The organism is Aquipseudomonas ullengensis, from assembly GCF_014174475.1.
Classification (GTDB): Bacteria; Pseudomonadota; Gammaproteobacteria; order Pseudomonadales; family Pseudomonadaceae; genus Aquipseudomonas; species Aquipseudomonas ullengensis.
The window spans coordinates 485,661-512,285 of sequence record NZ_JACJUD010000004.1 but is presented as its reverse complement, the minus strand read 5'-3'; the positions used below and the strand labels follow the sequence as shown (position 1 = coordinate 512,285).

The 26,625-nt window shown below is 65.2% G+C and carries 23 protein-coding genes and 1 riboswitch; of the genes, 15 read left to right on the top strand and 8 right to left on the bottom strand.

Going from position 1 to position 26,625, the window contains the following annotated elements; all coding sequences use genetic code 11:
• Positions 1 to 10: 10 nt before the first annotated feature.
• Both H3H51_RS14725 and cbiE read right to left on the bottom strand, forming a co-directional pair.
• Positions 11 to 748, bottom strand: a complete 738-nt coding sequence (locus H3H51_RS14725; RefSeq protein WP_183089803.1) for a cobalt-precorrin-6A reductase — start codon at positions 746 to 748, stop codon at positions 11 to 13.
• Positions 745 to 1,947, bottom strand: a complete 1,203-nt coding sequence (gene cbiE, locus H3H51_RS14720) for a precorrin-6y C5,15-methyltransferase (decarboxylating) subunit CbiE (protein ID WP_183089802.1) — start codon at positions 1,945 to 1,947, stop codon at positions 745 to 747. Before cbiE ends, H3H51_RS14725 begins: the two co-directional genes overlap by 4 nt.
• Positions 1,948 to 2,011: 64 nt before the next feature.
• Positions 2,012 to 2,199: riboswitch (cobalamin riboswitch) on the top strand.
• A gap of 89 nt (positions 2,200 to 2,288) precedes the next feature.
• Here cbiE and cobG point away from each other — a divergent pair.
• From cobG to H3H51_RS14695, 5 genes are all read left to right on the top strand, one after another.
• Positions 2,289 to 3,635: a precorrin-3B synthase gene (cobG, locus tag H3H51_RS14715; protein ID WP_183089801.1), complete on the top strand. Its 1,347-nt coding sequence runs from the start codon at positions 2,289 to 2,291 to the stop codon at positions 3,633 to 3,635.
• A complete protein-coding gene (locus H3H51_RS14710) occupies positions 3,628 to 4,254 on the top strand; it encodes a precorrin-8X methylmutase (protein WP_183089800.1) in 627 nt (208 codons plus the stop codon). The genes cobG and H3H51_RS14710 overlap by 8 nt, the downstream gene beginning before the upstream one ends.
• Positions 4,251 to 5,000 carry a precorrin-2 C(20)-methyltransferase gene (locus tag H3H51_RS14705; protein WP_183089799.1) on the top strand — a complete coding sequence of 250 codons (750 nt, stop codon included), beginning with the start codon at positions 4,251 to 4,253 and terminating at the stop codon, positions 4,998 to 5,000. Before H3H51_RS14710 ends, H3H51_RS14705 begins: the two co-directional genes overlap by 4 nt.
• Positions 4,988 to 6,649: a precorrin-3B C(17)-methyltransferase gene (gene cobJ, locus H3H51_RS14700; protein ID WP_183089798.1), complete on the top strand. Its 1,662-nt coding sequence runs from the start codon at positions 4,988 to 4,990 to the stop codon at positions 6,647 to 6,649. Before H3H51_RS14705 ends, cobJ begins: the two co-directional genes overlap by 13 nt.
• Positions 6,650 to 6,999: 350 nt before the next feature.
• Positions 7,000 to 7,410, top strand: a complete 411-nt coding sequence (locus H3H51_RS14695; RefSeq protein ID WP_183089797.1) for an MAPEG family protein — start codon at positions 7,000 to 7,002, stop codon at positions 7,408 to 7,410.
• A 47-nt stretch (positions 7,411 to 7,457) separates the two neighbouring features.
• Here the strand turns inward: H3H51_RS14695 and H3H51_RS14690 are convergent, their stop codons facing one another.
• A complete protein-coding gene (locus tag H3H51_RS14690; RefSeq protein WP_183089796.1) occupies positions 7,458 to 7,745 on the bottom strand; it encodes an outer membrane protein assembly factor BamD in 288 nt (95 codons plus the stop codon).
• A gap of 124 nt (positions 7,746 to 7,869) precedes the next feature.
• On the bottom strand, positions 7,870 to 8,130 hold the full coding sequence (locus H3H51_RS14685; protein WP_183089795.1) for a hypothetical protein: 261 nt from the start codon (positions 8,128 to 8,130) through the stop codon (positions 7,870 to 7,872).
• A 127-nt stretch (positions 8,131 to 8,257) separates the two neighbouring features.
• Here H3H51_RS14685 and H3H51_RS14680 point away from each other — a divergent pair, with 127 nt between their 5' ends.
• The 7 genes from H3H51_RS14680 to H3H51_RS14650 all read left to right on the top strand — a co-directional run bounded on the left by H3H51_RS14680 (position 8,258) and on the right by H3H51_RS14650 (position 19,290).
• Entirely contained in the window at positions 8,258 to 8,728 is a 471-nt protein-coding gene (locus H3H51_RS14680) for a PaaI family thioesterase (RefSeq protein ID WP_183089794.1), read from the top strand.
• The gene (locus H3H51_RS14675) at positions 8,725 to 9,171 is read left to right on the top strand and encodes a PaaI family thioesterase (protein WP_183089793.1); all 447 of its coding nucleotides are present in this window, start codon (positions 8,725 to 8,727) and stop codon (positions 9,169 to 9,171) included. The genes H3H51_RS14680 and H3H51_RS14675 overlap by 4 nt, the downstream gene beginning before the upstream one ends.
• A gap of 201 nt (positions 9,172 to 9,372) precedes the next feature.
• Entirely contained in the window at positions 9,373 to 10,614 is a 1,242-nt protein-coding gene (locus H3H51_RS14670) for an MFS transporter (protein ID WP_183089792.1), read from the top strand.
• A 281-nt stretch (positions 10,615 to 10,895) separates the two neighbouring features.
• Entirely contained in the window at positions 10,896 to 12,794 is a 1,899-nt protein-coding gene (htpG, locus tag H3H51_RS14665) for a molecular chaperone HtpG (protein WP_183089791.1), read from the top strand.
• A 904-nt stretch (positions 12,795 to 13,698) separates the two neighbouring features.
• Positions 13,699 to 17,391, top strand: a complete 3,693-nt coding sequence (locus H3H51_RS14660; RefSeq protein ID WP_183089790.1) for a PAS domain S-box protein — start codon at positions 13,699 to 13,701, stop codon at positions 17,389 to 17,391.
• Entirely contained in the window at positions 17,384 to 18,382 is a 999-nt protein-coding gene (locus H3H51_RS14655; RefSeq protein ID WP_183089789.1) for a response regulator, read from the top strand. Before H3H51_RS14660 ends, H3H51_RS14655 begins: the two co-directional genes overlap by 8 nt.
• Positions 18,383 to 18,567: 185 nt before the next feature.
• Positions 18,568 to 19,290 carry a dienelactone hydrolase family protein gene (locus tag H3H51_RS14650; RefSeq protein ID WP_183089788.1) on the top strand — a complete coding sequence of 241 codons (723 nt, stop codon included), beginning with the start codon at positions 18,568 to 18,570 and terminating at the stop codon, positions 19,288 to 19,290.
• Between the two features lie 143 nt (positions 19,291 to 19,433).
• On the opposite strand, the gene H3H51_RS14645 is transcribed toward H3H51_RS14650, so the two are convergent.
• The 4 genes from H3H51_RS14645 to H3H51_RS14630 all read right to left on the bottom strand — a co-directional run bounded on the left by H3H51_RS14645 (position 19,434) and on the right by H3H51_RS14630 (position 23,151).
• Positions 19,434 to 20,315, bottom strand: a complete 882-nt coding sequence (locus H3H51_RS14645; protein WP_183089787.1) for a pirin family protein — start codon at positions 20,313 to 20,315, stop codon at positions 19,434 to 19,436.
• Between the two features lie 2 nt (positions 20,316 to 20,317).
• Positions 20,318 to 20,713 (bottom strand): OsmC family protein, encoded by a 396-nt coding sequence (locus H3H51_RS14640; RefSeq protein WP_183089786.1) that lies wholly within the window; start codon positions 20,711 to 20,713, stop codon positions 20,318 to 20,320.
• 50 nt (positions 20,714 to 20,763) lie between these two features.
• Positions 20,764 to 22,158, bottom strand: a complete 1,395-nt coding sequence (locus tag H3H51_RS14635) for a methyl-accepting chemotaxis protein (RefSeq protein WP_183089785.1) — start codon at positions 22,156 to 22,158, stop codon at positions 20,764 to 20,766.
• A 135-nt stretch (positions 22,159 to 22,293) separates the two neighbouring features.
• The gene (locus H3H51_RS14630; protein ID WP_183089784.1) at positions 22,294 to 23,151 is read right to left on the bottom strand and encodes a substrate-binding periplasmic protein; all 858 of its coding nucleotides are present in this window, start codon (positions 23,149 to 23,151) and stop codon (positions 22,294 to 22,296) included.
• A gap of 109 nt (positions 23,152 to 23,260) precedes the next feature.
• Between H3H51_RS14630 and H3H51_RS14625 the strand changes: the two genes are divergently transcribed.
• The 3 genes from H3H51_RS14625 to H3H51_RS14615 all read left to right on the top strand — a co-directional run bounded on the left by H3H51_RS14625 (position 23,261) and on the right by H3H51_RS14615 (position 26,572).
• Complete coding sequence (locus H3H51_RS14625; protein ID WP_183089783.1) at positions 23,261 to 24,289, top strand: amidohydrolase family protein; 1,029 nt, start codon at positions 23,261 to 23,263, stop codon at positions 24,287 to 24,289.
• Between the two features lie 72 nt (positions 24,290 to 24,361).
• Positions 24,362 to 24,826, top strand: coding sequence for a DUF3859 domain-containing protein (locus H3H51_RS14620; RefSeq protein WP_183089782.1), 465 nt, complete (start codon positions 24,362 to 24,364; stop codon positions 24,824 to 24,826).
• Between the two features lie 120 nt (positions 24,827 to 24,946).
• Positions 24,947 to 26,572, top strand: a complete 1,626-nt coding sequence (locus H3H51_RS14615) for a methyl-accepting chemotaxis protein (RefSeq protein WP_183089781.1) — start codon at positions 24,947 to 24,949, stop codon at positions 26,570 to 26,572.
• Positions 26,573 to 26,625 lie beyond the last annotated feature (53 nt).

The following is a 26,625-nucleotide window of genomic DNA, read 5'->3' as shown; positions in this document are numbered from 1 at the left end:
GGCCGGCAGTCTAGCCGAATGCGCCGGGCAGGGCGTGCAGTGCCTGCCAGAGGCTGTCGCGGCTAGCGAATGCGCGGTCCACGGCCGGCAGCTCGGGGCGGGCCAGCAGCAGCACCGGCAGGCCGCGCTCGCGGGCGACCTGCAGCTTGGGTTCGGTGGCTGAGCCGCCACTGTTCTTGCTGATCAGCACATCGAAGTCGTGTTCGGTGAACAGTGCGCGTTCGGCCTCCAGCTGGAACGGGCCGCGTGCAGCGATGACCTGGGCGCGGGTGTTGCCGGGGTGGGCGTCGAGGATGCGCAGGGTCCACAACTGTTCGGCGGGAATCGTGTCGAGGTGCTCCAGCGGCTCGCGGCCGAGGGTGAAGAAGGGCCGGCGAAATGTGGCCAGCGCCGTGCTCAGCTCGGACCAGTCAGCCACCGAGCGCCAGTCATCCTGCTCGCCGGCCTGCCAGCCCGGCCGGCGCAGCGCCCAGCAGGGAATGCCGCAGCTGGCGGCGGCCGCCGCCGCGTTGTGGCTGATCTGCGCGGCATAGGGGTGGGTGATGTCCAGCAGCAGGCCGATGTGCTGTTCGCGGATAAACGCCGCCAGCCCCTCGGCACCACCGAAACCGCCGACGCGCACCTGACAGGCCAGGTCGCCGGGCACCTTGCCCAGCCCGGCCAGGCTGTAGATATGCGCCGGCCCCAACTGGCGCGCGGTGGCCAGGGCATCGCCGACGCCGCCGAGCAGGAGGATGCGCGGGCTCACGGCTTGCGGCTTTCCAGCAAGGTGATCGGCAGGGCGCTGCGCCAGGTATCGAAACCGCCCAGTGGCTGGGCCTGGGCCACGGCGATGCGGGTCAGCTCGCCGCCCTGTCGCTCACGGAAGGTCACCAGCGCGGCTTCGCTTTGCAGGGTTACGGCATTGGCGATCAGCCGACCGCCAGGCTTGAGCGCTTGCCAGCACTGCTCAAGCACGCCGGGAACAGTCACGCCGCCGCCGATGAAGATCGCGTCGGGCTGCTGCAGGCCACTCAGGGCATCGGGTGCAGCGCCGGCCACCAGTTGCAGGGCCGGTACGCCGAGGGCGTCGCGGTTGCGCTGGATCAGCTGCTGGCGCCCGGTATCGGCCTCGATGGCGATCGCGCGGCAGCTGGGGTGGCTGCGCATCCACTCGATGCCGATGGAGCCGCAGCCGGCACCGACATCCCACAGCAGCTCGCCGGGGCGCGGTGCGAGGCGGGCCAGGGTGATGGCGCGCACGTCGCGCTTGGTCAACTGGCCGTCGTGCTGGTAGGCGTCGTCGGGCAGGCCACAAGTCAGTGGCAGGCGCGTGGCGCTGTCGTCGGCATGGCACTCCACTGCCAGCAGGTTGAGCGCGGCGGCTTCGTCCAGCGCCCAGCTCTCGGCCAGGCCGTCGATGCGCCGCTCCAGCGGGCCGCCCAGGTGTTCCAGCACGCTCAGGCGGCTGGGGCCGAAGCCGCGCTCGCGTAGCAGGGCGGCGATGGCGGCCGGGCTGCTGCCATCGTTGCACAGGATCAGCAGGCGCTGGTCGGCGTGGATGTGTGTATTCAGCGCTGCCAGCGGGCGAGCGACCACCGACAGCAGGGCCACCTCCTGCAGCGCCCAGCCCAGGCGTGCGGCGGCCAGTGAGTAGGAGGAGGGGGCCGGCAGCACGCGCAGTTCCTCGGCCGCGACTTGGCGCGCCAGGCTGGCGCCGACACCGAACAGCATGGGATCGCCGCTGGCCAGCACGCAGATTGGCGTGCCGCGTTGCTCCAGCACTGGCGCCAGGCTGAAGGGGCTGGGCCAGGCCTGGCGCGGTGCGCGAATGCAGGCGGGCAGCAGCTCCAACTGGCGCGGCGCGCCGATGATTCGTTCGGCCGCCAGCAGGGCCCGGCGCGCGGCCTTGCCTAGCCCGGCGTAACCGTCTTCACCGATCCCCACTACTGTCAGCCACTGCGCCATCGGCGATTCCTACCTGTTGTCGTGCGGCCCGCTGCAGGCATGTCGCGGCGCCGGGCAAAGCGGGCATAATAGCGCCTTCGTCGGTGCAGGCGGTTCAACCCGCTTGCTGAAAAGGGAACACGGTTAAGCCGTGGCTGCCCCCGCAACTGTAAGCAGCGAGTCGTTCTACGCGCATACCACTGAGCAATCGGGAAGGTGGTGGAACGATCATGACCTGCCAGCCAGGAGACCTGCCGACGACGCTGGTCGCGAGTGCCAACATCGGGCGGGGTGTACCGATGCCGTAGAGTCCTGCCTGGGCTCGCTGGTTCGGTCGCCGCGTCGCTGTTTCGGATGACCTTGTGCGCGACCGTCCCTCCATCACTGCCTTGCCTGTACCACGCCCTTCTGCGTGCCCTGGGCTGCTGCGCATCGTGGCGGCGCTGGACGGTGGCATCTGCCGGGTCAAGCTGGCCGGTGGCGAGCTGAGCAGCGCCCAGGCGCGAGCCATTGCCGCCGCTTCCGAGGCTTGCGCCAGTGGTGTGCTGGAGCTGACCAACCGCAGCAACCTGCAGATTCGCGGTGTGCGCGACGCCGCCCAGGACGAGCTGATCCAGCGCCTGTTGGACGCCGGCCTTGGCCCGCGCGTGGCCGGTGCTGACGATGTGCGCAACCTGCTGCTCAGCCCTAGCGCGGGTCTGGATCCGGCAGCGCTATTCGATGTGCGGCCCCTAGCCGCGCAACTGCTCGAGCTGTTGCAGGACACCTCAGATTTTCACGCCCTGTCGGCCAAGTTCGCTCTGCAACTGGACGGAGGCGAAGCCCTGGCCATGCTCGAACACCCGCACGACCTGTGGCTCAGCGCGCTGCCTGGCGGTGAGCTATTGGCATTCGGTCTGGCGGGTTGTCCGGTGGATGGCTCGCTGGCGGCGGTAGAGCGCAAGCAGGCCGTGGCCTTGGTCGATACTGTGCTGCGTTTGTTTCTCGAACTGGCCAGCCCAGAGCAGACGCGTATGCGCCAGTTGCTCGATGGGCTCTCGGTGGATGACTTTCTCCAGCACGTGCAGGCGCGGTTGCCGTTCCAACTGCGCCGCGATGAGTCGGTACTGGGTTGGCGACGTGTTGCCGGGTCGAGCGCAATTGCCCTCGGGGCGCAGTCACAGCGCCAGGCCGGTTTGCAGATGATCTTGGCTGCTCCGCCGCTGGGGCGGTTTACGGCCTGGCAGTTGGCGGCGCTAGCCGATCTCGCCCAGCGCCATGGTGATGCCACGTTGCGCCTGACGCCCTGGCAGGGCGTATTGCTGCCGAATATCCCCGCCGCCCGCTGCCCAGACCTGCTGGCCGAATTGGCTGCGTTGGGCCTGTTGCTGGATAGCCATGAACCGCTGACCCACCTGCTGGCTTGCACCGGTTCGGCGGCCTGCGCCAAAGGCCTGGCCGATACCAAGGCTGACGCCTGCCAACTGGCCGACCTGCTGCGCGCCGGCACGCTGCGACCGCAGGTGCACCTCAGTGGCTGCCCGCGCTCCTGCGCGGCGGCGCATACCGCTTCCTTCACCCTGCTGGCTCAGCCTGGCGGGCGTTATCAGCTCTATCAGCGCGCTGCAGGCATGGCCGGTTTCGGCCACCTGCTGGTGCCTTCCCTCAGCATCAATGAAGCCGGCGCCTGGTTCGCCGCGCAGCCCGAATCAGGAACAACCCATGATTGATTACATCCGCGACGGCCAGGAAATCTATCGCCAGTCGTTCGCTACCATTCGCGCCGAGGCCGATCTGTCGGCCATCCCGAGTGATCTGGAAAAGCTCGCAGTGCGCCTGATCCACGCCTGCGGCATGGTCGATGTGGTGCAGGACATTCGCTTCTCGCCGGGCGCCGGGGCTGCCGGCCGTGCGGCCCTGGCCGCAGGCGCGGCGATCCTCTGCGATGCGCGGATGGTCGCCGAAGGCATTACCCGCGCGCGCCTGCCGGCGAACAACCCGGTGGTCTGCACTCTGCACGATGACGGCGTGCCGGAACTGGCCCGCGAACTCGGCAACACCCGTTCCGCTGCGGCCCTGGAGCGTTGGCGCGAGCACCTCGACGGCAGTGTGGTGGTGATCGGCAACGCGCCGACCGCGCTGTTTTATTTGCTGGAAATGATTGATGCCGGCGCCGCCAAGCCGGCGCTGATCATCGGCATGCCGGTGGGCTTTATCGGCGCCGCCGAATCCAAGGACATGCTCGCCGCCGACAGCCGTGGCGTGCCTTATGTGATCGTGCGCGGTCGTCGCGGCGGCAGCGCCATGGCCGCCGCCGCAGTCAATGCGCTGGCCACGGAGGTCGAATGATGACGGTAAAAGGACGTCTGCTCGGCCTCGGTGTCGGCCCTGGCGACCCGGAGCTGATCACCCTCAAGGCCCTGCGCCTGCTGCAGGCGGCGCCGGTGGTGGGCTACTTTGTGGCCAAGGCCAAAGCCAGCAAGGGGCAGGGCGGCAACGCCTTCGGCATCATCGAACAGCATCTGAGCGAGGCACAGCAGCGTTTGCCGCTGGTGTACCCGGTGACCACCGAAAAGCTGGAGCCGCCGCTGACCTACGAAACTGTGATCAGCGACTTCTACGACACCTGCGCCGCGCAGATTGCCCTGCACCTGGATGCCGGCCGCGATGTGGCGGTGATCTGCGAGGGTGACCCGTTTTTCTACGGCTCCTACATGTACCTGCACGATCGCCTGGCCGAGCGCTACGAGGCGCAGGTGATCCCCGGCGTATGCTCGATGCTCGGTGGCGCGGCGGTGCTCGGCGTGCCGCTGGTGTACCGCAACCAGAGCCTGTCGGTGCTCTCCGGTGTGCTGCCGGAGGAGGAGTTGAAGCAGCGCCTGGCGATTGCCGATGCGGCGGTGGTGATGAAGCTCGGGCGCAACTTCGACAAGGTGCGCCGGGTGCTCGGCGAGCTCGGCCTGGCCGAGCGCGCGCTGTATGTGGAGAGGGCGACCATGGACAATCAGCGCATCGTGCCGCTGGATGAGGTGGAACCGATGGACTCGCCGTATTTCTCGCTGATTCTGTTGCCGGGGGTGAAATGGTCGGCCTGACCCCCCCCGCCCTGGTGATTCTTGGCGCTTCGGCGCTGCCCACCGCACGCCGTCTGCAAACGCTCTATCCGCTGGCACAGGTGCATGGCCTACGTGGCCGCGCCGAGGGGGCGGATGTGCTGTTCGATGACTTCGGCGAGAACCTGCGCGAGCTGTATCGCCGGGATACGCCGATCATCGCCCTGTGCGCCGCCGGCATCGTCATTCGCAGCCTGGCGCCGCTGCTCGCCAGCAAGGGCGCCGAGCCGCCGGTGCTGGCCCTGGCCGAGGATGGCAGCGCGGTGGTGCCACTGCTTGGCGGCCTGGCCGGGGTGAATCTGCTGGCGCGCGAGATCGCCACGTTGCTGGCCGTGGCCCCGGCCATCACCACCAGCGGCGAGCTGCGTTTTGGCACCTGCCTGCTCAATCCGCCGGATGGCTACGCCCTGGCCGATCTGGAGCAGGGCAAGCGTTTCGTCAGTGATCTGCTTGGCGGTGAGTCGGTGCGCATCGATGGCCAGGCGGCTTGGCTGGAGCAGGCGAACCTGCCCCTGGCTGATGACGCGGCGCGGCGCATTTTGATCAGCCCGCAGCGCACGGTGGCGGAGGATGAGTTGCTGATTCATCCGCGACTGGTACTGGCTCGTCTGCGTCAGCTGGAGGGCGACTTACCGGCCCTGGTGCGCGCTGCACTGGCCGATGCGCACCTGGCCGAGGCCGCGCTGGCCGTGCTGCTGGCAGATTGCAGCGCGATGGCACGCCCCGAGTTGGCTGCCGCTGCGGTTGAACTGGGCGTGCCGTTGCGCTTCCTCGACGCCGATTGCACGCTGCCCGAGGCGCTGGCGTGCGGCGAGGCACTGAGCCTGCACCTGGCCGAGGCGCCGGAAGTGGCCGAAGTCATCGGCCGGGCGCGTGGCCGTCTCAGTGTGGTCGGCCTCGGCCCCGGCGCTGCCGAACTGATGGTGCCGGCGGTGCGCCAGGCGCTGGATCAGGCGGACGATGTGCTGGGCTACGAAACCTACGTGAACATGGCGGGCCCGTTCCGTGCGGAACAGGTGCTGCATTGCAGCGACAACCGCGAGGAACTGCAGCGCGCGGCCCATGCCTTTGAGCTGGCGGCCCAAGGACGGCGGGTGGTGGTGGTGTCGTCTGGCGATCCTGGTGTGTTCGCCATGGCCGCCGCCGTGCTGGAGGCGCTGGAAGGCTCGAGCGATGAGGCTTGGCACAGCGTCGAACTGGACGTGCTGCCGGGGGTTTCCGCCGCACTGGCCACCGCCGCCAAGGCCGGTGCCCCGCTGGGGCATGACTTCTGCCTGCTGTCGCTGTCGGACAACCTCAAGCCCTGGGCGGTGATCGAGAACCGCCTGGATCATGCCGCCGCCGCCGATCTGGCGATGGCTTTCTACAACCCGATCTCCCGGGCGCGGCCCTGGCAGCTCGGGCGCGCGCTGGAGATCGTCCGTCAGCACCGCACGCCACAGACCCTGGTGGTGCTCGGTCGTGATATTGGCCGGCCAGCGGAAAGCCTGCGTGTGCTGACCCTGGGCGAGCTGACGCCAGAGCAGGTGGACATGCGTACCCTGGTGATCATCGGCTCTTCGACCACCCGGCGCATGCCACGCGCCGGTGGCGGCGAGTGGGTGTATACGCCGCGCTGGTATCGCGCGTGAATAGCGTGGTTACCGGCACCTTGAGTGGGTTGGGTTGAGACACTATCCACCCCAACCTTGTAGGAGCCAGCTTGCTGGCGATCCGCTGCCAATCGGCGCCGAACAAGCATCGCCAGCAAGCTGGCTCCTACAAAGGCGGCATGTGCTAACGAGAGCGTCGTAGGTTGCAGTTGAACGCAGCCGCGGCGGCAGATGGTGTTTAGCGGGCTGTCTGTACGGTTCCACGGGGCTCAATTCGATCTGTCGGCTTACTGCAACGGGCTGCCGGTCGGTTGTATCTGGGTGCAATGTGCTACATGTGAAGGGGTACAGCCCACTCAGGCGGCGGAGCCGCCGAAGGAGAACAAATAATGAGTATTCCGTTCTGGTGCGTGTTTATCGCAGCCCTGCTTATCTATCTGGCCAAGCTGCCGGTGGCCAAGGCCATGAATGCCCAATCCGGTGGTTACGACAATCACCACCCGCGCGAGCAGCAGGCGCGCCTGACTGGCCTCGGCGCCCGTGCCCATGCGGCCCACCTCAACAGCATCGAGATGTTCCCGCTGTTCGCCGCCGGGGTGCTGATGGCTCACACCACGGAGGTGTTTGGCTGGTGGGTCGACCTGCTGGCGATTCTCTACATCGTCACCCGCGTGCTGTACCTGGTGTTCTACTGGCGCGACCTGGCCACGCCGCGTTCGCTGGTCTGGGTGGTTGGCCTGCTGTGCTGCCTGCTCTTGATGCTCAGCCCCGCATTGCGCTGGCTGATTGTCAGCGTGTAGAAACGACGAGGCCCGCAAATGCGGGCCTCGTGTTTTGGCGGTTCGGATCAGTTGTCGACGGCGTCCTTGGCTTCGTCCCCGGCGTCCTTGATGGCGTCGGCGGTGTCATCGGCAGCGTCTTGCAGCTTCTCGCCTGCGGTGGGCTCATGGCCGGTGACTTCGTCAGCTTTCTGCTCAATCGCATCGCCGGTGTCTTTGGCGGCGTCACCGAGGGACTCCATGGCTTCGGAGACGTTTTCCTTGGCGGCATCCATCTTGTCTTCCGGGGTCTTCTCGCAGGCGGCCAGGCCAAGGGTGGCGGCGAGGATCAGGGCATAGGTCAGCGGCTTTTGCACGATTGAATCTCCTGGTAGTGCGGATGAAGATATCCGTACCGATAGGAGCGGGGTGGGCTGTAGGAAGTTCCGCAGATGTTCGACAAGGCTGCCTGCGGCACAGCCGCAGGCAGCGAGTAGCAGGTTATTGCTGCTGGTTGGCCGGTGGCGGCGGAGTCACTGGCGCGGTCGGCACCTCCTCGGCATTTTCCTTGGCGCGCTCCTCAGCAGCCTCGCCGGCTTTCTGTGTGGCCTCGTTGCTGTGCTCGGCGGCCTCGTTCATCGAGTCCTGGGCTTCGGATTGCGCCTCGCGGGCTTCTTCGGCTTTGTCTTCAGAAGGTTTGTCGCAGGCGGCAAGACCCAGCGTGGCAGCCAGCATGAGTGCGTAAGCGAGAGATTTTTGCATGGGGACGTTCTCCTTGGAAAAATGACCAACAATTTTTCGAGGTACCCCCTGCGGCATTAGTTCAGTGCGTTTTTACCTGCGCAGGTATCATCCCGTTTTTTCCGCAGTCGCCATGAGGTCATCGACGATGAGCGATAACATCCTTGAGGAACGCGCCCGGCGCTTCCTGTCTGCCCTTCGCCACTGCCAGGTACTGGGCATCGCGGTGCATGACGCCAGCGCGGCAGGGCTGACCCTGCGTCTGCCCTACAGCACGCAAATCATCGGCAACCCAGAAACCGGGGTGATCCACGGCGGCGCCATCACCACGCTGATGGACACCACCTGCGGCATCTCCACCGTCTGCGTACTGCCCGAGTTCGAGATCTGCCCGACGCTGGACCTGCGCATCGACTACATGCGCCCGGCCGAGCCACACAAGGATGTCTACGGTTTCGCCGAGTGCTACCGGGTCACCGAGAACGTCATCTTCACCCGTGGCTATGCCTACCAGGACAACCCGGACGAGCCGATTGCCCATGTAGTGGGCGCGTTCATGCGCATGGGCAAGGGCTCGCCAAAACTCGATGTGGCGAAGAAGCCGGAGGTCGCGCAATGACGGCGCTCAATCTCAACGCGCTGGTGCGCGAGGCCCACGAGAAGAACGACTACGACACGCTGCTAAGCCTGATTCCTTACGCCAAGATGATCGGCATCGAATGCCTGCGCCTGGGCGATGACATGGTGTTCCGCCTGCCGGCGAACAAGGACAACATCGGTAATCCAACGCTGCCGGCGCTGCACGGCGGGGTGATCGCCGGCTTCATGGAACATGCGGCGATGCTCCACCTGCTGATGTTCATGGGCATTCCACATTTGCCGAAAATCATCGACTTCTCGATAGATTACCTACGCGCCGGTCATTATCGTGACACCTTCGTTCAGTGCCAGGTCTGGCGCCAGGGACGGCGAGTCGCCAACGTGGCGATCACCGCTTGGCAGACCAGCCAGACCGAGCCTATTGCCACGGCACGGGCGCATTTCAAGGTCGATGAGCCCTGAGAGCCTGTCTCGGATTTTTTGATCGTCGGCCATGCTGCGTTGAAATTGGGCTCGGACTGCTCATTTACACTTCGTAAACTCCGCGTCCTTACCCAATTTCGCCTTGCCTGGCTCTAGCTCAAAAGCTCCGAAAACAGGCTCTGAGAAACGTTTATTCGGGGTTGTGAAACCTGCGTCCAATAAAACAACAAGGAATTCTCGATGGATGCATTGCTGATCCTCGGCGGGGTACTGCTGATCCTGGTCGGTCTGGTCTGGCTGGTGATGCGGGCGTTCGGCACCAGCCTGCTGTGGGGCTGGGGCTGCCTGATCCCGCCGATCACCCTGATCTATGTGGTGCGTCACTGGCGTACCGCGCGCAAGGCCGTTGCGCTGAGCGCCCTGGGCTTCATTCCGCTGGTGGTCGGGTTGACGTTGATGGCCAGCCAGGATGCCGCGCGCCTGGAGGCGATCCTCAGCCTCAAGTGGCTCAAGGCCGATCAGCTGGCGCCGGCCGAACTGAATATTCGTCTGAACGGCGAACTCAACGGGCAACACTTCAAACCGCAGCATGCCGAGCTGATCGACGGGGTGTTGAGCCTGCGCGAAGGCGAGGACTTCTTTGCCCGGCGCGAGGTGAAGATTCGCCTGCCCAAGGACATGAAAGCGCCGATTGTGCTGGATGTGCTGCCGTCCGATAGCGGCCCGCAACCGGAAGTCGAGGTCAGCTGGCTGTTGCCTGAACAGGACCTGCCCGAGGCGCGTCGCCTGAGCAAGGGCTACACCCTGCACCTGGCCCTGCAGGCGCTACCGCCGAACAAGCTGCAGGGCGATTTCCACCTGGTGCTGCCGCCCGCGTTCAAGACCACCCTGAGTGGCAGCCTGGAGCTGTTCAGCGATCGCCTGCGCTACCACGATGGCCGCCTGGACAATGCCTTCGACTCGCGGGAAACCCTGGCGCGGGTGGTCGACGATTACCTGCAGCGACGTTTCAACAGCCGCGTGGTGCAGGTCGCCGAGTTGCCGGACATCACCTTCCCGACCACCCGCGTGCCGCTGGATATCGAGGCGCGCATCAATGGCCAGTCGCAGCAGCTGGCCCTGGTACTGTCCAAAGGCCCGCGCGGTTGGCAGGTGGAAGGGGATCGCTATCCGGCGTTGCCGATGGTCGACAAACCGGTGGTGGCTGCACCGGTTGCCAGCGCCAAGCCGGTGACGACGAGCAAGCCGGTCGTCGACCGTCGCCAGTATTTCTCCCTGTTGCGTTTGCAGCGCAATCCGGAGCAGTACCGCAACCTCAGCATGCGCGTGACCAAGTCCAGCGGCGGGGTGGCCGAGGGGCGTTTCGCCGGGCTCGACAGCACGGGCAACATCCTCCTCAGCCAGCAACATGGCGGCAACGGCCAGGTCAATTTCAACCTGCCACTGGACGATATCCTCAAGGTCGAGCTGCTCGAGCCCTAGGGCACATCTTTATGGGCTTGGCTGCCGCCGCTATTCGTCGTCCCCGCGCAGGCGGGGACCCAGAGAAGCGCCAGGATGCACGGCGCTGCCGGCTGCTGGATCCCCGCCTACGCGGGGATGACGGGTCTGTTTGCCGGTTATCACATAGCAGCGCTTGCTGCGATCAGCTCGCCACGGCGGACTCGACCCGCTGCGCAAACACTTGAAATCCCAAACGAAGCCCCCATCTGCATGACATCCGCCGCGTTTGCGGCCTGTCCTGCATGTGGAGTTAGACGACCATGAGTGTGGAAACTCAAAAAGAAACCCTGGGCTTCCAGACCGAGGTGAAGCAACTGCTGCACCTGATGATCCATTCGCTGTATTCGAACAAGGAAATCTTCCTGCGGGAGCTGATTTCCAACGCGTCGGATGCTGCCGACAAGCTGCGTTTCGAGGCGCTGGCCAAGCCAGAACTGCTCGAAGGTGGCGCCGACCTGCGCATCCGCGTCAGCTTTGACAAGGATGCCAAGACCGTCACCCTCGACGATAACGGCATCGGCATGAACCGCGAGGAAGTGATCGCTCACCTCGGCACCATCGCCAAGTCCGGCACCGCCGACTTCATGAAGAACCTCACCGGCGACCAGAAGAAGGATTCGCACCTGATCGGTCAGTTCGGTGTGGGCTTCTACTCGGCCTTCATCGTTGCCGACAAGGTCGATGTGTACAGCCGTCGCGCCGGTACTGCGGCCAGCGAAGGTGTGCATTGGTCGTCCAAGGGCGAGGGCGAGTTCGACATCGCCGGCGTCGAGAAAGCCGAGCGTGGCACCCGCATCGTCCTGCACCTGAAGAGCGGTGAGGAAGAGTTCGCCGATGGCTGGCGCCTGCGCAATGTGATCAAGAAATACTCCGATCACATCGCCTTGCCGATCGAACTGCCGAAGGAAGCCCAGGGCGAAGAACAGCCGGCCGAGGTCGAGTGGGAAACCATCAACCGCGCCAGCGCCCTGTGGACCCGTCCGCGTACCGAGATCAAGGACGAGGAATACCAGGAGTTCTACAAGCACGTCGCCCACGATTACGAGAACCCGCTGAGCTGGAGCCACAACAAGGTCGAGGGCAAGCTGGAATACAGCTCGCTGCTCTACGTGCCAGCCCGCGCGCCGTTCGACCTGTACCAGCGCGAAGCCCCGCGCGGCCTCAAGCTGTATGTGCAGCGCGTGTTCATCATGGACCAGGCGGACCAGTTCCTGCCGCTGTACCTGCGCTTCATCAAGGGCGTGGTCGACTCCAACGACCTGTCGCTGAACGTCTCCCGTGAAATCCTCCAGTCCGGCCCGGTCATCGACTCGATGAAGTCGGCGCTGACCAAGCGCGTGCTGGACATGCTGGAGAAACTGGCGAAAAACGAACCCGAGCAATACAAGGGCTTCTGGAAGAACTTCGGCCAGGTGCTCAAGGAAGGTCCGGCGGAAGACTTCGCCAACAAGGAGAAGATCGCCACGCTGCTGCGCTTTGCCTCCACCAGCGACGAGTCCGGCGAGCAGTCTGTGGGCCTTGCCGACTACCTGGCGCGGGTCAAGGAAGGCCAGGACAAGATCTACTTCCTCACCGGCGAGAGCTACGCGCAAGTGCGCAACAGCCCGCACCTGGAAGTGTTCCGCAAGAAAGGCATCGAAGTGCTGCTGCTCACCGACCGTATCGACGAGTGGCTGATGAGCTACCTCAGCGACTTCGACGGCAAGGGCTTTGTTGACGTGGCGCGCGGTGACCTCGACCTCGGCAAGCTGGACTCGGAAGAGGACAAGAAGGCCCAGGAAGAAGTCTCCAAGGCCAAGGAAGGGCTGGTCGAGCGCCTAAAAGCGGCGCTGGGTGATGAAGTCGCGGAAGTGCGCGTGTCGCACCGCCTGACCGACTCGCCGGCGATCCTGGCCATCGGCGAACAGGACCTCGGCCTGCAGATGCGCCAGATCCTCGAAGCCAGCGGGCAGAAAGTGCCAGAGTCCAAGCCGATCTTCGAGTTCAACCCGGCCCACCCGCTGATCGAGAAACTCGACGGCGAGCCGGACGAAGAGCGCTTCGGCGAGCTGTCGCACATCCTCTTCGACCAGGCGGCCCTGGCCGCTGGCGACAGCCTGAAGGACCCGGCTGCCTATGTGCGCCGCCTGAACAAGCTGTTGGTCGAGCTGTCTGCCTGACCGCTGCTGTAAGTGAAAAAGCCCGCTTCGGCGGGTTTTTTCATGGCTGCAGTTTCGGTGGAGGGGCTATATCCGTGAAAAATTCCGAGAGCTGTAAGGCCACCTGCCACGGTATAGCCATACCTCGCAGACAGAACCCTCTCCCTTTTGGGGAGAGGGCAGGGTGAGGGGGCGCAGCCAGTGTTGGCGAAGATGCTGTGTGGCGACGAAACCTCTTCCCCTCACCCCAACCCTCTCCCCAGAGGGGCGAGGGAGCGGGCCGTGCAAGTCGGTTAGTCACAGTTTCGGTGGAGCGGCTATACGCGCGAATAAAACCGAGAGCTGTAAGGCCACCTGCCACGGTATAGCCATACCTCGCAGACAGAACCCTCTCTCTTTTGGGGAGAGGGCAGGGTGAGGGGGCGCAGCCAGTGCAGTCGAAGATGCTGTGTGGCGACGAAACCTCTTCCCCTCACCCCAACCCTCTCCCCAGAGGGGCGAGGGAGCGGGCCGTGCAAGTCGGTTAGTCTCAGTTTCGGTGGAGCGGCTATACGCGCGAATAAAACCGAGAGCTGTAAGGCCACCTACCACGGTATAGGCATACCTCGCGGACAGAACCCTCTCCCTTTTGGGGAGAGGGCAGGGTGAGGGGGCGCAGCCAGTGTTGGCGAAGATGCTGTGTGGCGACGAAACCTCTTCCCCTCACCCCAACCCTCTCCCCGGAGGGGCGAGGGAGCAGGCCGTACAAGTCGGTCAGCCTCCTTGCACGGCTAAAGTCGTGTCCACGAAGGATACAGAGCGCATCTTTCCCGGCGAAAGGGACTGGAGTTCAGCCGGTGATGGCTATTTAATAGCCAGCTAAAGCGAATCGGCCCTGCGGCCGATACGGCTTAACTATCAGCAGTCCTCGGTAGCCGTATTCCGCATGTCGTACCTGACCAGCCTGTTCATCGATCCCAACGACCCCAGCCTGTATCTCTACGGTAGCCACAACCCCTGGTTGGTGGCGCTATCGCTGCTGATCGCGGTATTTGCCTCCGGCATGGCGTTGCAGGTCGCCGGCATGGCGCGCCTGAGTGATAGCCGCCTGTATCGCCAGGTGGCACTGGGCACCGGGTCGCTGGCGCTGGGCGGCGGGGTTTGGTCGATGCACTTCATTGGCATGCTGGCCTTCCAGCTGTGTGCGCGGGTCGACTACGCGCCCGGCCTCACGCTGTTGTCGCTGCTGCCGAGCTTTTTCGCTTCCTGGGTGGCCTTGCAGTTGCTGGCGCGGCGCAGCATCACCACCATCCAGTTGGTCACCAGCGGCGTGCTGGTGGGCGCCGGCATCGGCGCCATGCACTACAGCGGCATGGCGGCCATGGAAATGGCGCCGTTGCTGCGCTATGACCCTTACTGGTTTGCCCTGTCCATCGTCGTGGCGGTGGTGCTGGCGATTCTCGCCCTGTGGGTGCGCTTTGGTCTGCGCGGGCGGATTTCCGGGGGGCGGGCGATCCTCGCCAGTAGCGTGGTCATGGGCCTGGCCATCGCCGGCATGCACTACACCGGCATGGCGGCTGCGCGTTTCATCGGCAGCGTCGAGGCGCTGGACCAGCAGAGCAATGCCGACAGCGTGTTCATCGCCCTGGCCGTGGCCCTGATCACCGTATCGCTGACCATCTTCGTCGCCGCCACCAACGGCCTGCTGCGCTATCGCCAGCTGTTCCGGCAGATGCAGGGCAGCGAGCTGCGCCTGCGCGGGATTCTGGAAACTGCGGTGGATGGCATCGTCATCATCGATGACCAGGGTCTGATCGAAGGCCTCAACGCCGCTGCCGAACGCCTGTATGGCTGGAGCAAGCAGGAGTTGATCGGCCGGCACATCAACACCGTGATTCCCGAGAGCTACCACCAGGGTGCCCTGGATTACCTGCCCAGGGTGATGCTCGAGGGGCAGAGCGACATCATTGGCGGCAGCCGCGAAGTAGACGCGCTGCTCAAGGACGGCAGCCTGTTGCCGATCCGCCTGGCCATCGGCCTGGCCAAACTGCCGAACCGCACCTTGTATGTCGGCTTCATCAGTGACATCAGTGCGCGCAAGGGTATGGAGCAGGCGCTGCGCGAGAGCGAGCAGCAGTACCGCTCGCTGATCGGCAACATCCCGGGGGTGTCGTTCCGCTGCCTGCTGGACGACGACTGGACCATGCTGTTCATCAGTGATGCGGTGGAGACGCTGACCGGCTGGACGGCGGACGACTTCATGAGCCAGCGCAAGTCGATCAGCGAGCTGTACCACCCCGAGGACTTCCAGCGGGTGGCCGAGCAAGTGCTGGCGGCGATCGGCCAGGGCCACAACTACACCGTCGAATACCGCCTCTATGACCGCCAGGGCGTAGAGCACTGGATCTGGGAAAGCGGCAGTGCGGTGCTCGACGAGCACGGAAAACCCACGTGGATCGACGGCGTGCTGCTGGATATCACCGAGAACAAGCTGCGCAATGCCGAGTTCGAAAGCACCGTAACGGCCATCCGCCGTGCCCTGCTGGTGGTCGAGTTCGACCTGCAGGGCACTATCCTCGATGCCAACCAGAACTTCCTCGACCTGACCGGCTACCAGCTGGAGGAAGTCCAGGGCCAGCATCACCGCATGTTCTGCGAGCAGGACTATGTCGAGAGCCCGGAATACGCAGCGTTCTGGGCCCGCCTGGGGCGCGGCGAGCTGGATGCCGGCGAATACCTGCGCCTGGGCAAGGGCGGGCGCGAAGTGTGGATCCAGGCGTCCTACAACCCGATCTTCGATGCCGACGGCAAGCCGTTCAAGGTGATCAAGTTCGCCACCGACCTCAGCCAGCGCCGCGAGATGGAAGGCGCCCTGCGCGAGGCCAAGGAAGTCGCCGAGCAGGCCGCAGCCGCCAAGACCACCTTCCTGGCCAACATGAGCCACGAGATCCGCACGCCGATGAACGCCATCATCGGCTTCACCGAGCTGCTCCTCGGCGGCTCGCTGGAGAGCCAGCAGCGGCGCCACCTGGGCACCGTGCGCCAGGCTGCGCGTTCGTTGCTGGGGCTGCTCAACGGCATCCTCGACACTGCCAAGCTGGAGCGCGGCGCGGTGGAGCTGGAGCGCGTGGACTTTTCCCTGCGCGAGCTATGCCAGCAGATCTGCGATTCCCTGCGCCTGAGCGCCGAGGCCAAGGGCCTGACCCTGGAGCTGGATTACCCGGACGAGCTGGGGGCGCACTTCAAGGGCGATTCGTTGCGTATCCAGCAGGTGCTGACCAACCTGGTGGGCAACGCAGTGAAGTTCACCGAGCGCGGCTGGGTGCGCCTGGAGCTACGGGCGGGGCAGGGCGACGAGCTGCATTTTGCCGTGCGTGACAGTGGCATCGGCATCGCTGCCGATCGCCTGCAGCGCATCTTCGAGCCGTTCGCCCAGGCCGATGCCTCGATGAGCCGGCGTTTCGGCGGTACCGGCCTGGGCACTACCATTGCCCGCCAACTGACCGAGCTGATGGGCGGGCGGATCGAGGTCGAAAGCCAGCTCGGCGAGGGCACCACCTTCCATGTTCACCTGAGCCTGCCGGCGGGCTTGGCCACCAGCCATGAGCCGAGCGCCGGTGGCCCCAACCTGCCGCCGCTGCGCATCCTCGCCGCCGATGACGTGCCACAGAATATCGAGCTGCTCAGCCTGATCCTCAGTCGCCTGGGGCATAGCGTGGTCACCGCCTACGATGGCGAGGAAGCGCTGACGGCCTTCCACGCCGAGCGCTTCGACCTGCTGCTGATGGACGTGCAGATGCCTCGGGTGGACGGCCTGGAGGCGACTCGGCGGATTCGTCGTCACGAGCAGGTCAACGGCCTGGAGCCGACGCCGATCATCGCCCTGACCGCCAGCGTGCTGGAGCAGGATCGCCGCGCCGCGCGCGAGGCCGGCATGGACGGCTTCGCTTCCAAACCGTTGGAAATGGACAAGCTGCTGGCCGAGATCGCCGCGGTGCTGGGCCTGGCGCCTCAACCCAGTGCCGCGCCTGCGCCGGTAGTGCATGAGCGGCCAACGACCATCGACTGGCCACGGGGTATCGCCTTGTGGGGCAGCGAAAGCGCGCTGCTGGCGGCCATTCGGCGTTTCCTGCACGAGCATGGCGAGGCCGGCCTGCGCATCGCTGAGTTGCTGCACGCCGGCGACCAGGCTGCGGCCATCGAGCTGACCCACCGGGTCCGCGGCGCGGCGGCCAACCTTGCGTTGTTGCCGCTGAGCCGCCTGGCCGGGCAACTGGAACATGCGCTCAAGGGCGCGGTGCCGGCCTCGACCGAGGAACTGCTGGCCGCCCTCGGCCAGGCCCTGGCCTCTCTGCCAGGCGAGCTGCCGGAACTGCCGCCGGCAGCGCTGGACAAGCCCGCTGCCGGCGCAGTAGAACTGCAACAGATGCGGCCGCTGATCGAACAATCGCGCACCGCCCTGCAGCATGGCGAGCTGGCCGAACAGGCCTTGCAACAATTGCTCGATACGCTGCCTGCCAGGCAGGCGCAGGCCCTTGAGGCGGCGATCAATAATTTCGATTTCGAGCGTGCCGATGCCTTGCTTGCCGAACTCCTCGGCAACCTCGAGCAGCAGTCCGGAGCCCCTGGTAATGAGTGACCCCGTGGATACCCGCCCGAAACTCCTGCTGGTCGATGATGAGCCGACCAACCTGCAGGTGTTGCGGCAGATTCTTCAGGACGACTACCGCCTGTTCTTTGCCAAGGACGGCGACAAGGCCCTGGAGCTGGCCGCGCGCGAACGGCCGGACCTGATCCTGCTCGACGTGATGATGCCGGGCATGACCGGCTACGAGGTGTGTACGCGCCTCAAGCAGGCGGCTGAAACGCTGGCGATCCCGGTGATCTTCGTTACCGCCCTGGCCGATGTCGATGACGAGGCGCGTGGCTTCGAAGTGGGCGCAGTGGACTACATCACCAAGCCGGTCAGCCCGCCGATCGTACGGGCGCGGGTGCGCACCCACCTGTCGCTGGTGCGCGTCGATGAGCTCAAGCAGACCCGCCTGCAGATCGTCCAGCGCCTCGGCCTGGCTGCCGAGTACAAAGACAACGAAACCGGCCTGCACGTGATCCGCATGAGCCATTACTCGCGGGTGCTGGCCCTGGCTGCCGGTTTCAGCGAGCTGGCCGCCGACGATCTGCTCAACGCCGCACCGATGCACGACGTGGGCAAGATCGGCATTCCCGACGCGATCCTGCAAAAGAACGGCAAGCTTGACGAAACCGAGTGGCGGGTAATGCGCAGCCACGCGCAGATCGGCGCCGAGATCATCGGCGAGCACGAATCCGGGCTGCTGCGCATGGCCCGCAGCATCGCCCTGACGCACCACGAGAAGTGGGACGGCAGCGGCTACCCGAACGGCCTCAAGGGCGAGGAAATCCCCCTGGAAGGGCGCATCGTTGCGATTGCCGATGTGTTCGATGCGCTGACCAGCGTGCGCCCGTACAAGGCCGCCTGGTCGGTGGAAGACACCCTCGACCTGCTGCGCCGGGAAAGCGGCAAACACTTCGATCCGCAGCTGGTGGAGCTGTTTCTGACCCAGATGCCGGAGATCCTGCAGATCAAGCAGCGCTGGGCCGAGCACGAGTGAGCGGGTTCTAATAACCATCCTTTCGCTTCGCTCTGTGCTGGAACTGTCATGACGCTGCAAACCTGGGAACTGCTGTCCTATAGCCGTGGGCTGGCAGAGCAGGAGAGCGCTACCCTACAGGACTGAATCTGTCTTGCCTGGCGGCCCAGGCCGCTGCGTTTTGCCTCGACCTCAAAGGAGATGCCATGAACTCGATCGCCAACCTGACCGTGCGCTACGAAATCGACGGCCAGACCTTCGCCAGCCAATTGCTGTACGACGAATCCCACGCGGCCCCGCGCCCCGGCCTGCTGATGGCGCCGAACTGGATGGGCGTGTCCGCCGGTGCCATCGAGATCGCCCAGCAGGTAGCAGCGCGTGGCTACGTGGTGCTGGTTGCGGACGTGTATGGTGCCGATCTGCGCCCGCAGGGGATGGACGAAGCTGGTGCCGCGATGATGACAGTGAAGGGCAAGCCCGCCCTGCGCCAGCGTCTGCAGGCGGCTCTCGACAGCCTCAAGGCGCAGCCCGGCATCCCGCTGGACAGCAGCCGCCTGGCGGTATTCGGCTTCTGCTTCGGCGGGCATTGTGCGCTGGAGATGGCCCGCTCTGGCGCAGCGCTACAGGCGGCGGTGTCCTTCCACGGTACGCTGGACAGCGCCAACCCGGCGGAAGCACAGAACATCAAGGGTTCGGTGCTGGTGCTCGATGGCGCGGCCGATCCGTTCGTGCCGCGCACGCAGCTGACCGAGTTCGCCGAGGAAATGGGCGCGGCTGGGGTCGACTGGCAGTTGATCAGCTATGGCCGCGCAGTGCATTCCTTCACCGACCCGCAGGCCAACATCCCCGGCAAGATGCAGTACGACGCCAAGGTATCGCACCGTGCTTTTGCGGCGATGTATGACCTGTTCGACGAAGTGTTCGCGTAGGGCGGATGCAACCCGCGTAGATAGGTTCCAAGGGCGCATTCCCACGCGGAGCGGGTTCACAACGTAGGGTGGATCACGCTTCACCGATCCGCCGAGCGGGGCCATTGGTGGATGAGCAGAGCGTCATCCACCCTAGGGTCTGTTTACGCGGGTTTCACCCGCCCTACGGTTGGCAGTTCGATGCGTTGCTGCTCACCCGGCACCTGCGGCCAGTCACCGGCGTGCCAGCGTTGCTTGGCCTGCTCCAGCAACGCTGGATCGCTGGCGACGAAATTCCAGAACATCCGCCGTGGCCCCAGCGGCTCGCCGCCGATCAGCACCAGGTGACATTCACTGCTGGCGCTCAGCGTCAGCGCCTCGCCTTCGGGCAAGACCGCCAGGCCTTGTAGCGGCAGGTCGTCCTCTTCCAGCGTGGCTTCACCGTCGATCAGGTACAGCGCGCGCTCGCGGTGTTCGGCGGGAATCATCAAGCTGGCGCCTGTCTGCAGTTTCAGCTCGGCGTAGACCGTGGGCGAACGTACCGGCACCGGCGATTGCAGGCAGAAGCCGTTGCCGGCGATCAGGATAATCGCCACGCCCATGGCTTTACTGCGCGGCAGGCTGGCGGCCGGGTGGTGGCTGTAACTGGGCTCGCCCTGTTCCTCGGTCTGTGGCAGCGCCAGCCAAACTTGCAGGCCGTGTAGGCGCGTGGGTTGCTGCCAGAGCGCTGCCGGCGTGCGTTCGACATGGGCGACGGCACGCCCGGCCGTCATCCAGCTGACATCGCCGGCCTGCACCAGCTGGTCGGAGCCGAGGCTGTCCTTGTGTTGCAGCGCGCCTTCGAACAGGTAGGTGAGGGTGGACAGGCCGATGTGCGGGTGCTGGTTGATGTTCATCCCGCTGTCGGCCGGGTAGGCCTGTTCCAGCATGTGATCGAAGAACACGAACGGCCCGACGCTGCGGCACTTGGCCGACGGCAACGGGCGCAGGATCGGTTGGCCGGCGATGTCTTCCAGGCGCGGTTGGATCAGCAGCAGGCCGCTCATGTTCAGACTTCGCCCAGGCGGGTGCTGATCTGCACGTCAGCGCTGGTAATCAGTTTTTGCACCGGGCAGCGGTCGGCCACTCGCAGCAGTTGCTCACGCTGGGCATCGTCCAGCGCACCGTGCAGGTCCAGCTCCACGGCCAGGCGATAGATGCCCTGGCGCTCTTCGCTGTCGTCGCGGTTGACGCGTACGTCGAGGCCTTCCAGCGGCAGGCCTTTCTGCTTGGCGTAGAGCATCAGGGTCAACGCCTTGCAGGCGCCGAGGGCGGCATCGAACAGGTCGTGGGGTTCCGGCCCGGAGGCATTGCCGCCGTATTCGACGGGGACATCGGTGTGCAGCAGGTGGTCGCCGATTTCGATGCTGTGGCGCATGCCGCTTTCAGTGCTGATACGGATCATGGTGCTTCCTCGCTAGGCTGGGTGACCCAGCCTAGCCCAGCAACGCCATTTCAGACCAGTACGGAGAGGCGCACATCGGCGCCAAGCACGCGCTGCAAACGGCCATCCTGGCCGAGGATCGGCACCGACACGGTGAAGCAGAAATCGTCGGTGGCCGAAGAGCGGTAGACCGGAGTGATGTGACTGCGCAGGCCATCGGCCACCGCGCGGAACCAGGGACGCTGGCTCCAGTTGCGGCCGCGGCAGGAGGCCGCTTCCTGGTGCGGTACGTCGCTGGCGAAGATATTTTCCGAGAGCTGCACACCGTTGTTGTCGACCAGGTAGAACAGCTCGAAACGCGCATCGCGGCGCAGCGTCTCGCTGAGCAGGCGTTCCGCTCCAAGGAGGTCGCCGCTAAGCGCCGACTGGCGGGCCAGTTGCTCGACGCCGCTTTGCACCGCGCGGTGCAGCTCCAGACGGAAGTCGCCAAGGCCTTGCAGCAGGCGGTCGCCATCTTCGCGCACGGCCTGGCTGTGGCGCAGCACCTGGCCGGCCTTGCCAAGCAGGTCGCCGGCGACCTGGGCGATCTGTTGCACATCGCCATTGATCGAGCGTACGGCCTGGCCGATCTGCTCGGTGCCGGTGGCGATGTGGCTCACGCGCTCGTCGAGCATGTCCATGGCCTGGCGCGTGCTATCGAGGCCAGCGCCAACCTGCAGCATGCCGTCGCGGCCATCTTCCACGGCCTGGTGCATGCGTTCGCCGGCACTGCCGAGCTGGGCCATGCCATCCCGGAAGCGCTCGATGATCTGGCTGACCTGGCCGGTGGATTCGGTGGTGTGGCCGGCCAGGCGGCGGACCTCTTCGGCCACCACGGCAAAGCCTCGGCCGTGCTCGCCGGCGCGAGCGGCCTCGATGGCGGCGTTGAGCGCGAGCAAGTTGGTTTGCTGGGAGATGCTGGCGATCACGCCGATGACCTTGCTGACCTCTTCCAGTTGCCCGGCCAGGTTGCCGATCACCTTGCCCAGCTCGGCTTCGCAGGCGCCGATGGCTTCGACCTGGTTGAGCACGTCCTGGCCGCTTTGCTGGCATTGGCGCAGGGTGCTGGCGACCTCGCCGGAGAGGCGGGCGACTTCGGCGGCGCCGGGCACCAGTTCGACATCCAGGGTGGTGGTGACCTGCTCGCTGGCGCTGGCGATCAGCTCCGAAGATTGCGCCAGGCTCTGTCCGCTTTCCTGGTTGGCGCTGGCAATATCGGCCAGTTGCGGGGCGTGCGAGGCGATGCCGACGGCGGCGCCGAGGCTGGTGCGGATGCGCTGGTGCAGGCCGTCGCTGAAACGGTTCAGGCGGCCCATCCAGGCCTGCTGCTCGGGCAGGCGAGTGGTCAGGTCGTGCTGGTTGAACAGGGCGCTGAGCGCCTCTTCGTTCTCGGCGCGGCGGGCGTTGGTGCGCAGCAACTGCAGCATGAGGAAGCTCCCTTGATAGTCTGCAGGGAGCAGTGCAAGCACAGTGCCATCACTGCTGGCGGCGCGTCATGGGGCTGGCGCCGTAAGAATGACTCTCTGGGCGCGTCGGACCAGTGCGTCATCTGTCGACTGGCGCTATTTGGGTGCGCTCGGGCGGTACCACAGCTCGCTGCGCTCGAACGGGGTCTGTTCCGGCAGGTCCGGGTTCTGCAGTTCGATCACCTGGCGCTGGTCGAGGCGGGCCTTGCGCAGATGTTCGCCGTGGTACTGCTCGAACAGGCGGTCGAAACTGCCGTCGGCGATCATCGCCTCCAGGCCGCGCTGCAGGTCTGCTGCTAGGTCGGCGCGGGCGCGTGAGGTGAAGAAATAGAAGGCGGAGGGGTAGTGGAGGACGATATGCGAGTCCACCACCAGCTTGAGCCCGGCCGCGCTGGCGCGTTGCTGCTCGTCATGGGCCACCACCACTTCGCGGGGGAACAGGTCGAAACGCCCGGCGTCGAGCATGCGGAACAGGCTGTCGTAACTCTGGCTGGTGATCACCTGCAGGCCGTTGCTACGCAGGATGTGGGTGTCGGGCCAGTCCGCACGCTGCCCGATGCGCATGGGTTTTAGCTGGGCCAGGTTGCGTACCGAGGCCAGCCAGTCGCGGTCCTCCTCGCGGACCAGGGCCACGCGCCAGCCGATCAGGCCCTTGTAGATGGGGATGCGCACCGGCAGCAGGTTCTGCTCGCGCTCGCGGGTGGTCATGGTCCACATCACTTGCAGGTGACCGTCGTTCTGCTCCAGGGAAAGTTGGGCGCGGCTCTGCGGCATCGGTTTGTCCGAGGCCTGCAGGCGGTGGCCGGCGCCGCTCTTGTCGAGCGCCTGGCGCAGCAGTTCGACGACATAGGCTTCGGGGTTTTCCCCCTCGGAGTGCCGTGGGTAAGTGAGCAACTCGCCAGCCTGTAGCGGCAGGCAGCAGAGCAGGGCGAACAGGGGTAGCAGGCGGCGCATGGGCAGGCTCGTTTTGGGGCTACGAGCATGATGGCCGTTGTGCTGGCACCGCGCCAGTGAACCTCGCGATTGCCGGGCTGGTCTACCTTTGCCAGGACTGTCAGGAGGATTGCCCTTGCCCCATCACCGTCTACTGCTGGCCGTAGCCTTGAGCCTGCTGGCGTACCCCACGCTGGCCCGTGACTACCACTACAGCGATGCCCACCTGCATTACGTGGATTTCTTCCAGGAGAGCGACGGCATGACGCCGCTGCTCGAAGCCATGGCCGCCGGGCGCATCGACCATGCGTTGATCAGCGGCATTCCGGTGGCGAAGAAGTGGCACGAGGACGAACCCAAGCGACCTCGCTACTACGCCGGCGACGATGCTGGCGCCTACTGGTACAGCGCCACCGACGTGCTGGTGGCCGATGCGGTCCGGCGCTTGCCGGCGGAGCAGCGTCAGCGTCTGCATCCCTTCCTGTCCGGATTCAATCCGACCGACAAGAACGCCGATGCGCATATCCGCCGCATGCTCGAACTGGACCCCGGCCTCTGGCAGGGCCTGGGCGAAGTGTTCACCCGCCACGACGACCTCACTGCGCTGATCTACGGTGACACGCCGCGGGCCAACAACGAGGCCATGACGCGGGTCTATCACCTGGCCGCCGAGTACGACCTGCCGGTGCTGCTGCACAGCAACATCACCTCCAAGCGCGAGCGTAATCCCTTGTACCTGGCGGAAATCGAGGAGCCGCTGCGCAACCATCCGCATGTACGCTTCATCTGGGCCCATGCCGGCACCAGCATGGAAATCCACCGGCACCAGGAGCAGCTCGATTTCCTCCTGCCGACCCTGGAACGCATGCTCACCGATTACCCGAACCTGTATATCGATCTGTCCTGGAGCGTGCTGCGGCCCTATCTGCTGGACAAGGACGGCAAGCCAGACAAAGCCTGGTTGCAGTTGGTTGAGCAGCACCCGACGCGCTTTATGCTGGGCTCTGACGTGGTCGGGCGCTTCGAGGGGCTGGGCGACTACTTGACGGCGTTCAATCCGTTCCTCGATGCGCTGCCGGAACAGGTCGCGCGCCAGGTGGCTAGGGACAATTTCCTCGCGGTGCTGCCACGCAAGCAGCAGGGGCAGCTGACGCAGTAGTAAGCATCTGACTGTCACACGGCTGTAACCGACGTGTCATAGCCTCGCGCCATCCCAATCTAGGAGCGCGAGATGAAACTGTTCAGCCTGAGCGCACTGGCGCTGGGCCTGGCATCCAGCCTGGCCATGGCCGATGTGCAGGTCGAAGGACCGGTCGAGTACGGCGTATTCGCCACTGCCCCCATCAAGGACCCGCAGCCGGGTGAGCGCGTGCTGACCCGTGCCAATCAGGCGATCGAAGCGACCGATCAGGTGCCGGGGCGTTTGGGCACCAAGTTCGGCATGCGCTACCGCCTGGCCGGCAAGGTCGCGACCGATGCGCCGTTGACCTTGCTGTACCTCACGCCTGGGCTGGTCGGCGCCGATGGCCGCCGCCAGGACAAGATCGAGGTGGTGCAGAAACTGATGCCTGGCGCGCCGATGGACGTCATGGCCTACGAATTTACCGAGCCCCACGAACTGGTGGCTGGCGAGTGGCATTTCATGGTGTTCCAGGGTGACCGGCTGCTGGCCGAGCAACGTTTCCAGGTGCGTTAACAGGTTGTATCGACCTTGGCCCGGCTGCCCTGCAGTCGGGCCTTTTTTATGCGCGGCTGGCGGGGAACGTCGGGCTTTGCTTGGCTTAGGGCTTAGCCACCGCAGTCACGGATGCTCATCATGTACCTTCGCAACCTGAAAATTGCTCCACGCGCAGCTCTTGGCTTTGCCATTCTCGCGCTGCTGATGCTGATTCTTGGTGGCTTCTCGCTGAGTCAGATGGGGCGAATGCACCAGCAGTCGAGCGATGTGAACAACAACTGGCTGCCGAGCATCCAGGTGCTCAACGACATGAGCCAGGAGATCCTGCGCATTCGCGCAATCACCCTGCGACTGCTGATCAACCGTGATGCGCAGAGCATGAGCCAGAACGAACAGCGCCTGCTTACCCTCAAGGAAGGGCTGGCCGGCTCGCGCGGCGAATACGAGAAGCTGATTTCCAGCGCCGACGAGCGCGCGGCCTACGAGCGCTTCAAGCAGGCGCAGGACAATTACCTGGGCGAGCAGGAGAAGATCATGGCGCACTCGCGCCAGGACGAACTGGACGCGGCCGTGGCGATTGCCAACGGCACGCTCAACCAGTACGCCGACGGCATGGCCAAGGCACTCCAGGAACTGACCGAGATGAACGGGCAGGGCGCTACGGCTGCCGCCGAATCCAGCGATGCGGCATACGCCAGTGCCGTCGAGATGGTGGTGATTTTGCTGGTGATCACCGCGCTGATCACCATCGTCCTGGCCGTGTTGCTGACCCGCAGCATTGTCCGCCCGCTGACGCAGGCAGTGGAGGTAGCGCAGGTGGTTGCCTCCGGTGATCTGACGGGTGAGTTTCGCATCGAAGGCAAGGACGAACCGGCGCAGTTGCTGGAGTCGCTCAAGCGCATGCAGCAGAGCCTGCGTTCCACTATCCAGAGCATCGCCGACTCGTCCAGCCAACTGGCCTCGGCGTCCGAGGAGCTGCATGCGGTGACCGAGGACGCCACCCGTGGCCTGCACCTGCAGAACGCCGAGATCGAGCAAGCAGCCACCGCGGTGAATGAAATGACGGCGGCAGTGGAGGAGGTGGCGCGCAACGCGGTGAGCACCTCGGAGGCGTCCCGCGAGTCGGATCGCACCACCCAGCATGGCCGTGAGCAGGTGCGCCAGACGGTGGACTCGATCAGCCATCTGGCCAGCGACGTGACCACTACCTCGGACCAGGTGGAAACCCTGGCCGGCAAGGTGCGCAATATCAGCCAGGTGCTCGACGTGATCCGTTCGATTGCCGAGCAGACCAACTTGTTGGCGCTTAATGCGGCCATCGAGGCGGCGCGGGCCGGGGATGCCGGGCGTGGCTTTGCCGTGGTGGCCGACGAGGTGCGCGCGCTGGCGCATCGCACCCAGCAGTCGACCCAGGAAATCGAGCAGATGATCGGCGGCATTCAGCAGGGCACCGAAGCGGCCGTCAGTGCCATGCAGGGCAGCACCACGCGGGCGCATTCCACCCTGGATGTGGCGCGCGCAGCAGGCGCGGCGCTGGACGAAATCGCCGTGGCCATCGCCTCGATCAACGAGCGCAACCTGGTGATCGCCAGTGCTTCGGAGGAACAGGCGCAAGTCGCCCGCGAGGTGGACCGCAACCTGGTGAACATTCGCGACTTGTCGCTACAGACCTCGGCGGGTGCTGACCAGACCAGCGCCGCTAGTCAGGAGCTGTCGCGCCTGGCTGTCGACCTCAGTGTCTTGGTCGGGCGTTTTCGCATCTAGCGCGCGGACAAACAAAAACGGCGCCCGAGGGCGCCGTTTTCATTGCCGCAGCA

Excerpts from the sequence above, each read along its gene's own strand:
- cbiE (WP_183089802.1), bottom strand. The coding sequence starts at position 1,947 with ATGGCGCAGTGGCTGACAGTAGTGGGGATCGGTGAAGACGGTTACGCC.
- H3H51_RS14710 (WP_183089800.1), top strand. The coding sequence starts at position 3,628 with ATGATTGATTACATCCGCGACGGCCAGGAAATCTATCGCCAGTCGTTC.
- H3H51_RS14705 (WP_183089799.1), top strand. The coding sequence starts at position 4,251 with ATGATGACGGTAAAAGGACGTCTGCTCGGCCTCGGTGTCGGCCCTGGC.
- cobJ (WP_183089798.1), top strand. The coding sequence starts at position 4,988 with ATGGTCGGCCTGACCCCCCCCGCCCTGGTGATTCTTGGCGCTTCGGCG.
- H3H51_RS14695 (WP_183089797.1), top strand. The coding sequence starts at position 7,000 with ATGAGTATTCCGTTCTGGTGCGTGTTTATCGCAGCCCTGCTTATCTAT.
- H3H51_RS14685 (WP_183089795.1), bottom strand. The coding sequence starts at position 8,130 with ATGCAAAAATCTCTCGCTTACGCACTCATGCTGGCTGCCACGCTGGGT.
- H3H51_RS14680 (WP_183089794.1), top strand. The coding sequence starts at position 8,258 with ATGAGCGATAACATCCTTGAGGAACGCGCCCGGCGCTTCCTGTCTGCC.
- H3H51_RS14675 (WP_183089793.1), top strand. The coding sequence starts at position 8,725 with ATGACGGCGCTCAATCTCAACGCGCTGGTGCGCGAGGCCCACGAGAAG.
- H3H51_RS14670 (WP_183089792.1), top strand. The coding sequence starts at position 9,373 with ATGGATGCATTGCTGATCCTCGGCGGGGTACTGCTGATCCTGGTCGGT.
- htpG (WP_183089791.1), top strand. The coding sequence starts at position 10,896 with ATGAGTGTGGAAACTCAAAAAGAAACCCTGGGCTTCCAGACCGAGGTG.
- H3H51_RS14660 (WP_183089790.1), top strand. The coding sequence starts at position 13,699 with ATGTCGTACCTGACCAGCCTGTTCATCGATCCCAACGACCCCAGCCTG.
- H3H51_RS14655 (WP_183089789.1), top strand. The coding sequence starts at position 17,384 with ATGAGTGACCCCGTGGATACCCGCCCGAAACTCCTGCTGGTCGATGAT.
- H3H51_RS14650 (WP_183089788.1), top strand. The coding sequence starts at position 18,568 with ATGAACTCGATCGCCAACCTGACCGTGCGCTACGAAATCGACGGCCAG.
- H3H51_RS14645 (WP_183089787.1), bottom strand. The coding sequence starts at position 20,315 with ATGAGCGGCCTGCTGCTGATCCAACCGCGCCTGGAAGACATCGCCGGC.
- H3H51_RS14640 (WP_183089786.1), bottom strand. The coding sequence starts at position 20,713 with ATGATCCGTATCAGCACTGAAAGCGGCATGCGCCACAGCATCGAAATC.
- H3H51_RS14635 (WP_183089785.1), bottom strand. The coding sequence starts at position 22,158 with ATGCTGCAGTTGCTGCGCACCAACGCCCGCCGCGCCGAGAACGAAGAG.
- H3H51_RS14630 (WP_183089784.1), bottom strand. The coding sequence starts at position 23,151 with ATGCGCCGCCTGCTACCCCTGTTCGCCCTGCTCTGCTGCCTGCCGCTA.
- H3H51_RS14620 (WP_183089782.1), top strand. The coding sequence starts at position 24,362 with ATGAAACTGTTCAGCCTGAGCGCACTGGCGCTGGGCCTGGCATCCAGC.
- H3H51_RS14615 (WP_183089781.1), top strand. The coding sequence starts at position 24,947 with ATGTACCTTCGCAACCTGAAAATTGCTCCACGCGCAGCTCTTGGCTTT.